The sequence below is a fragment of the Neisseria wadsworthii 9715 genome, assembly GCF_000227765.1.
GTDB lineage: Bacteria > Pseudomonadota > Gammaproteobacteria > Burkholderiales > Neisseriaceae > Neisseria > Neisseria wadsworthii.
The window spans coordinates 916808-924278 of sequence record NZ_JH165159.1 but is presented as its reverse complement, the minus strand read 5'-3'; the positions used below and the strand labels follow the sequence as shown (position 1 = coordinate 924278).

The 7471-nt window shown below is 48.9% G+C and carries 7 protein-coding genes; 3 read left to right on the top strand and 4 right to left on the bottom strand.

Features of this window, described 5'->3' with window-relative positions:
- Nucleotides 1-14 precede the first annotated feature (14 nt).
- Nucleotides 15-647: a membrane lipoprotein lipid attachment site-containing protein gene (locus tag HMPREF9370_RS04115; protein WP_156792966.1), complete on the bottom strand. Its 633-nt coding sequence runs from the start codon at nucleotides 645-647 to the stop codon at nucleotides 15-17.
- A gap of 168 nt (nucleotides 648-815) precedes the next feature.
- Here HMPREF9370_RS04115 and HMPREF9370_RS04110 point away from each other — a divergent pair, with 168 nt between their 5' ends.
- The 3 genes from HMPREF9370_RS04110 (at nucleotide 816) to rpoH (ending at nucleotide 4463) form a co-directional block, all read left to right on the top strand.
- A complete protein-coding gene (locus tag HMPREF9370_RS04110; protein ID WP_009116071.1) occupies nucleotides 816-1694 on the top strand; it encodes a DUF808 domain-containing protein in 879 nt (292 codons plus the stop codon).
- A 104-nt stretch (nucleotides 1695-1798) separates the two neighbouring features.
- On the top strand, nucleotides 1799-3343 hold the full coding sequence (gene lnt / locus HMPREF9370_RS04105; RefSeq protein WP_009116070.1) for an apolipoprotein N-acyltransferase: 1545 nt from the start codon (nucleotides 1799-1801) through the stop codon (nucleotides 3341-3343).
- A gap of 259 nt (nucleotides 3344-3602) precedes the next feature.
- On the top strand, nucleotides 3603-4463 hold the full coding sequence (gene rpoH / locus HMPREF9370_RS04100) for an RNA polymerase sigma factor RpoH (RefSeq protein WP_040667432.1): 861 nt from the start codon (nucleotides 3603-3605) through the stop codon (nucleotides 4461-4463).
- Between the two features lie 202 nt (nucleotides 4464-4665).
- Here the strand turns inward: rpoH and HMPREF9370_RS04095 are convergent, their stop codons facing one another.
- The 3 genes from HMPREF9370_RS04095 to HMPREF9370_RS04085 form a co-directional block, all read right to left on the bottom strand.
- Nucleotides 4666-5592 carry a MetQ/NlpA family ABC transporter substrate-binding protein gene (locus tag HMPREF9370_RS04095; protein WP_009116068.1) on the bottom strand — a complete coding sequence of 309 codons (927 nt, stop codon included), beginning with the start codon at nucleotides 5590-5592 and terminating at the stop codon, nucleotides 4666-4668.
- Nucleotides 5593-5720: 128 nt separating this feature from the next.
- Nucleotides 5721-6407: a methionine ABC transporter permease gene (locus HMPREF9370_RS04090; RefSeq protein ID WP_009116067.1), complete on the bottom strand. Its 687-nt coding sequence runs from the start codon at nucleotides 6405-6407 to the stop codon at nucleotides 5721-5723.
- Nucleotides 6408-6409: 2 nt separating this feature from the next.
- Entirely contained in the window at nucleotides 6410-7150 is a 741-nt protein-coding gene (locus HMPREF9370_RS04085) for a methionine ABC transporter ATP-binding protein (RefSeq protein WP_009116066.1), read from the bottom strand.
- Nucleotides 7151-7471: the final 321 nt, after the last annotated feature.

The window sequence follows — 7471 nt, the reverse complement described above, 5'->3', positions numbered from 1 at the left end:
TATTTTCATTTATATTAATTATTCATTTTAAATGATTCATATAATCCCAGTTCATGAAAGAAAGCATCTCTTACCTCAGGCCACTGGGATAAATCATACTTCACATTCCATATGATTTTCTCTCTGTCTTCAGCTTTATTCAAATCATAAAACTGCCCGATATATTGTGTATAGTCGGCAACAGAAGCATTAAACTTATCAATCTCCTCCAACTCGTTTTGTATCTCGCAGCTTTGACCGGCGGCAAAACGGGCGACCGAGCTGATCATATCTTTCATTGCCACACTATATATCATGCACCCTATGCGGTTTTCTTGAGGAAAATATTTGGGATTCTTTAAATCAAAAGCAACATGGTTTGCCAATCTATAAGCTCTGGTGACCAACTTTAGCCATTCATCCCGGTTATTTTGATTAATATGTCCTTCCCTAGCAAGCAGGCGTAGTTGATCGGTTGCCAATGGAAGCGACGCTCTTTTGTCACCTTCTGGAAAGCCCCTGTTAAAATAACCATCCAGCTGCACAGAGATTTCCTTCAGCGATGCCACATCTTGGGAAGATGACTGCGGCTGCAGTGAATACGATTGCAATCCAGTGCAACCCGATAACATCAATAAAGCAGAAGTCAGTAAGATACTCCGTTTCATTTTTATGCTCCCTTAATTTTTTTATGCTTTTGAATCAATACACAATCAATCTGTACCTAATACCAAGCCTGTCTGAAAATATACCACAACTGTATTAATATACGCATGCTTTATCCGTTATAATATTCCCAAAAAACGGACCATCCAAGAACTAAGGACTATTCACACATGGCTTTTTCCACCCTCTTTACCCTACTCGACGATATCGCTTCCATCCTCGACGACGTTTCCCTGATGACCAAAATGGCAGCCAAAAAAACCGCCGGCGTGGTTGGCGACGATTTGGCGCTGAATGCCAATCAAGTAACCGATGTCCACGCCGACCGTGAATTGCCGATAGTGTGGGCGGTGGCTAAAGGCTCCTTGGTCAACAAAGCTATTCTGATTCCCGTTGCGTTGCTGCTTTCGGTATTCGCGCCCTCGCTGATTGTGCCGCTGCTGATGATAGGCGGCGCTTATCTGTGTTTTGAAGGCGTGGAAAAGCTGCTGCACAAATTTTTGCACAAAGATGGCGAAACCCATACCGTCGATACCGTCAAACCCGATGAAGTGATTAGCGAAAAAGACAAAATCCGTGGCGCTATCCGCACCGATTTCATTCTTTCTGCCGAAATCATCATCATCGCTTTGAGTGTGATGGCGCAATCGCCGCTCAGTGTGAAAATCATTTCCCTTTCCGCTATCGGCATCGGTATCACCATCGCTGTTTACGGCTTGGTGGCAGCGATTGTGAAAGCCGATGATTTGGGTTTGAAAATGATGCAGCAAGGCGGCGCTTCCGCCACCATCGGCAAAGGCATTATCGGCTTTATGCCTTGGTTTATGCGCTTTTTGAGCGTGGCCGGCACGATTGCCATGTTTTTGGTCGGCGGCGGTATTTTCGTGCACTATGTCGGCAGCCTACACCACTTCCTCGAAGCGCGCGGCTGGGCCGACGGTCTGATGGGTGGTCTTGCCAGCTTGGTAATAGGCGTGATTATCGGCGCCATCGTTTGTGCCGTGGTGCTGCCACTGATGAAAGCCTTTGGCAAGAAAGAAGCCCACTAAATCCGTCTAGAAAACAGCGGCTTGCCAGGCTATGTAGTGAATCACTATATAATGCCTGTCTGAACACTTTTTCAGACAGGCATTACTCACACCTATCTATAATTATGACATTTTCCCGTTTCGACACACTCTGGCAAAAACCCGCCGTTTACTGGCCGCTGCTGGTTATTCTGGCTGCCGCCACACCTTTCACATTCGCGCCGTATTACCATTTCTGGCTGATGCCGCTCATCTTCGGCGCTCTGATCCGCCTGCTTGAATTGCGGCCCGGACGCCAAATCCGCAGCGCCTATCTGTTCGGGCTGATTGCCTATGTCTGCCAGTTTTACTGGATACACACCGCCCTGCACGATATTTCCGGCCTGCCCAATATTTATGCCATACCGCTAACCTTCCTACTGCCCGCTTATCTGGCCCTGTTTCCCATGCTGGCCGTGTGGCTGTGGCAGAAAACCCGACTCAGCCGCCCGCTAAAAACCGGCATCGCCCTACCCGTTTACTGGACGCTTGCCGAATTCGCCCGAGAGCGCCTGCTCACAGGCTTCGGCTGGGGGGCTTTAGGCTACTCGCAAATTGCCGACTTCAGCCCGTTGGCCGGGTTCGCTCCCGTTGGCGGCATTCATTTGGTTACACTCGCCACCGCTTTTGCCGGCGCTTGGCTTGTGCTGGTTATCGACAACCCCGGGCAAACCAAGCAACGCATCGTCAGCGCCGCAGCACTCGCCGCCCTGCTGCTTACCGGCGGTTTGTTGCGCCAAGTAGAATTTACCCGGCCGGACGGCAGCAAAGCCACCGTTGCCCTACCGCAAGGCAATATCCCACAAACCCTGAAATGGGACGAAGCCCAAGTGCTGCCGACCATACAGCGGTATCTCGACATGGTTTCCGCCACACGCGCCGATATTGTTATCCTGCCTGAAACCGCGCTTACCGTGATGCGGCAGCAGCTTCCCCCTGAAATACTCGGCTATTTTTCCGAACAAGCCAAAGCCAACGGCAGCGCCTTAGCCATCGGCATTGCCCAATTTACCGATAACGGCACCAATTACGAAAACGCCGTCATCAATATGTCGGCCTACAATCCTGCCCAACCCGACGACCTGCCCTATTATGCCAAAAACCATCTCGTCCCTTTCGGCGAATACAAACCCCTGCCCGCCATTACCGAGCCGCTCTACCAAATGATGAACATGCCGCTGGCCGACTTCAAACGCGGCGGCAGCAACCAACAGCCCTTGATTATGGGCAACCAGAAAGTTGCTTTCAATATCTGCTATGAAGACGGATTCGGCGACGAACTCATCGCGCCCGCCAAACAAGCCAGCCTGCTTGCCAACGCCAGCAACCTTGCCTGGTACGGCAAATCCAATGCCATGTACCAACACCTCCAACAATCCCAAGCCCGCTCGCTGGAACTCGGCCGCTACATGGTACGCGCCACCAACACCGGCGCCACCGCCATTGTCGATCCCAAAGGCCGCATCACACTGTCCGCCCCGCCCGATACCGTTACCATATTGGAAGGAGAAATCCGGGGCTACACCGGAGAAACCCCTTATATGAAGCTCGGCGGTTCGTGGCCGCTGATCAGCCTGATCGGCTTGGCGGCGGCCGCCTTGTTCGGCTTCGGCAGCAAACGCAAGCTTTAAGCCCAATGCCTGTCTGAAACACATTCAAACAGGCATTGCTACAATCCCGACAAACTCACTCAAATATTCAAAAACAATCAAATTTTAAAAAATACAAAATTTTACCTATTAAGTGTAGAACCAAACACAAAACTTCTGTCTAATAAGCATACACAAGTGTCGGGGCAGAACTGACAGAGAAAATCAACAATGTTACAATGCCCCTTCTCCGCCAAACGATAAAAACAACGAAAGAAAAAGGAAACGACATACAATGACGATGAATCACGCTTTTGCATTACCCGTACCGAGTGGTCACGGCAGTTTGGAGCAGTACATTCATACCGTTAACAATATTCCCATGCTTTCCGCCGAAGAAGAAACCCATTTAGCGGAACGCCAAATTGCAGGCGACTTGGAAGCCGCCAAAAAACTCATTCTTTCCCACCTGCGCGTAGTTGTATCGATTGCGCGCGGTTACGACGGCTACGGCCTCAACCAAGCCGACCTGATTCAGGAAGGCAATATCGGCCTGATGAAAGCGGTAAAACGCTACGAGCCTTCGCGCGGCGCCCGTTTGTTTTCATTTGCCGTACACTGGATTAAAGCAGAAATCCACGAATTCATTCTGCGCAACTGGCGTTTGGTTCGCGTAGCCACCACCAAACCTCAGCGCAAACTGTTTTTCAATCTGCGCAGCATGCGTAAAAGCCTGAACGCACTTTCGCCCAAAGAAGCTCAGGATATCGCAGACGATTTGGGCGTGAAACTTTCCGAAGTTATGGAAATGGAACAGCGCATGACCGGACGCGACATCGGGATTTTGGCCGACAACAGCGACGATGAAGACAGCTACGCCCCCATCGACTGGTTGGCCGACAACGACAGCGAACCGACCCGCCAAATCGAATTGAAAGCCAACGAATCGCTGCAAACCGAAGGCTTGCAAAACGCATTGGCCAAACTCGACGACCGCAGCCGCCGTATCGTAGAAACCCGCTGGCTGCAAGACGATGGCGGGCTGACTCTGCACGAATTGGCCGCAGAATACGGTGTTTCAGCCGAGCGTATCCGCCAAATCGAAGCCAAAGCCATGCAGAAACTGCGCGGTTTCTTGGCAGAGGAAGCCGAAGCGGTTTAAGCGCATAATCAAAAAATGCCTGTCTGAAAATTTTCAGACAGGCATTTTTATATAACGAACCAACTTAAAAATAGCATACTCGTCATACTCGGGCTTGACCCGACTTCCTAAAGTTATCGGAATTCAAGATACTCGGGCCAAGCCCGAGTATGACGGCGTTATTATTATGCAAGTTGGATTGACTATATCTTGCCAATCGGCTTTATTTAGAAGTTGCTGATGCAGCAACGGTTGAAGCCGCTTCTGCTTTCGCGCCTTGTGCTGCATTCAGGCCCCATGATTCGGGGTATTTGTAACCGGCAAAGCGGGTTTGCGCGTACTTCTTAAACTCTTCAGAGTTATAAACGGCTTCCACGTCTTTCAGCCATTTGCTGTCTTTATCAGCAGTTTTCACGGCAGACCAGTTTACATAAGCATAGCTCGGCTCTTGAAACAATGCCTCAGTCAGCTTAATGCCCGAGCTGGTTGCATAGTTGCCGTTAATTACCGCAAAGTCAACATCTTGACGACTACGCGGCAGCTGTGCGGCTTCCAATTCCACGATTTGCAGATTTTTCGGGTTCGCGGCAATGTCTTTTTTAGATGCTGTCAGCGGATCAACGTTGTCTTTCAGCTTGATCCAACCCAATTCATTCAGCATTACCAAAACACGGGCAAAGTTTGAAGGATCGTTCGGCGCAGAAACACTGCTGCCCTCTTTTACTTCATCCAACGATTTCAATTTGCCTGGATACAAGCCCAAAGGTGCGGTCGGCACTTGGAAAATTTCTACCAAATCCAATTTGTGTTCTTTTTTGAAATCGTCAAGATAAGGTTTGTGCTGGAACACGTTAATATCCAGCTCACCTTGCGCCAATGCCTGATTGGGACGTACATAATCGGTAAACTCAACCAATTCAACTTGATAACCTTGTTTTTCCAAAGCAGGTTTCACTTGCTCGCGCACCATATCGCCGAAATCACCGGCAGTTGTGCCGAATACGATTTTGCTTTTTTCAGCGCCTGCCTGCGCAGCAGAAGCACCTGATGCGGCAGGAGCGGCATTATCTTTTTGACCGCCGCAAGCCGACAGCGCAATGGCGATAACACCGGCTGACAGGGTTTTGAACAACAATGTGTTAGGTTGCATATCAAGCTCCTTAAAATGTAAGTGTGTTAAATAGGGGGTGTTTCATATCAGTATCGATTGCCAAGTCATGGCCTACCAATATTTTCTAGAATGCCTGTCTGAAAATTTTCAGACAGGCATTCAATTTCTCAGCGCTTATCTAATTTGCGGGCAATCAAATTGCCCAAACTTTGTATCACAATCACAGCCAACACCAATACGGCTACGATAAATACCATCATATCGGTTTGGAAACGGTGGTAGCCGTAGCGCACTGCCAAATCGCCCAAGCCGCCGCCGCCGATCATGCCCGCTGCCGCGCTATACGACAAAATGCCGATACTCAACACCGTAATGCTCAACACCATGCCCGAACGTGCTTCGGAAAGCAACACTTTGAAAATAATGGCGGTCGGTGACGCACCCATACTGGTCGCCGCTTCTATAATGCCGCGCGGCACTTCACGCAGGTTTTGCTCCACCAGGCGGGCGAAATAAAACATGCCGGACACGGATAAAATCAAAGAAGCCGCATACGGGCCTATGCTTTTGCCAATTACCAACAAGGTCAACGGCCCCATTGCCACCATCAAAATCACAAAAGGAAACGCACGAATCAGGTTGATAACATTATCCAAAACTTTATTGGCCGTGCGGTTATAAAAAAGCATGTGGTTACCGGTAGCAAACATGCCGATGCCGAGCAGCGTGCCGAAAAACACGGAAACCGGAACGGAAATGCCCATCATGATGCAGGTTTCCCAAGTGGCTTTCAATATCTCGGATTTCATGCCCCACAGATTATCCACTGCTTGGGCTAAAGTTAGATCAGACATACTCAATCCTCCCGAATCAATTCGCGGCCGATTTCTGATCGGGCGTGGATTTGGTTATTGTTCACATCCACCACTTCCAGCAGCTTGCCATGATGCAAGAGTGCGGTACGATCGCATAAACGGCGGATAACGCTCATCTCATGCGTAACAATAACAATTGTAACATTAAATTTTTTATTAATCTCTTCCAAACACGCCAGTACATTCCGCGTGGTGAAAGGATCTAATGCAGAAGTGGGCTCGTCGGCCAAAATCACTTTCGGGCTGGGCGCCAAAGCGCGTGCAATGCCGACACGCTGTTTTTGCCCGCCGGACAACTGGGCTGGATAGTGTTGCGCCCTATCGCTCAAATGCACGATTTCCAAACACTCAGCCACTCTGGCTTGGATTTTGGCTTTATCCCAACCGGCAATTTCCAGCGGGAATGCCACGTTTTCGGCAACGGTTCGGTTGCTCAACAAATTAAACTGTTGAAATACCATGCCAATGTTTTGACGTGCTTTTCGTAAAGCGGCAGGTGAAAGCTCGGTTAAATCCTGCCCTTCTACAACCACGCGGCCGTCATCAGGCCGCTCTAAAAGATTGATAAGACGGAGCAATGTGGACTTACCCGCGCCTGAATAACCCATCAGGCCAAAAATTTCCCCTTGCTTGATTTCCAAGCTGGTCGGCTCAACCGCGGTAAACCAGCCTCCGGTATCGCTGCTGCGGTAACGCTTACTTACTTTATCTAAGATAATCATAAATATGTGTATTCCTACTTCTGTTTCTTTGTTTGCTTCACGTTATTCTGAAACAGAATAAAGCCCGATTGTGTCTGCACACAAACGGGCCAAAATATAACAGCTTAAATGAAAAACTCTGTACGCTTTAGCTGTTTTAAACGCCCGCAAGCTGTGTCAAATCGGCGTGTAAATTCAATAGTTGCTATTAAACGCTTTTTTATGCTTAAAGTCAAGAAATAATACATTATTTTTTATCGTTTTTCATATTAGATAACCAATGCCTGTCTGAATTTCAGACAGGCATTGCTCAATATGGCTTGATACCGGCCATTTTATGCT

Coding starts and splice junctions, on each gene's coding strand:
- HMPREF9370_RS04085 (WP_009116066.1), bottom strand. CDS start 7,150: ATGATTATCTTAGATAAAGTAAGTAAGCGTTACCGCAGCAGCGATACC.
- HMPREF9370_RS04115 (WP_156792966.1), bottom strand. CDS start 647: ATGAAACGGAGTATCTTACTGACTTCTGCTTTATTGATGTTATCGGGT.
- HMPREF9370_RS04110 (WP_009116071.1), top strand. CDS start 816: ATGGCTTTTTCCACCCTCTTTACCCTACTCGACGATATCGCTTCCATC.
- HMPREF9370_RS04090 (WP_009116067.1), bottom strand. CDS start 6,407: ATGTCTGATCTAACTTTAGCCCAAGCAGTGGATAATCTGTGGGGCATG.
- lnt (WP_009116070.1), top strand. CDS start 1,799: ATGACATTTTCCCGTTTCGACACACTCTGGCAAAAACCCGCCGTTTAC.
- rpoH (WP_040667432.1), top strand. CDS start 3,603: ATGAATCACGCTTTTGCATTACCCGTACCGAGTGGTCACGGCAGTTTG.
- HMPREF9370_RS04095 (WP_009116068.1), bottom strand. CDS start 5,592: ATGCAACCTAACACATTGTTGTTCAAAACCCTGTCAGCCGGTGTTATC.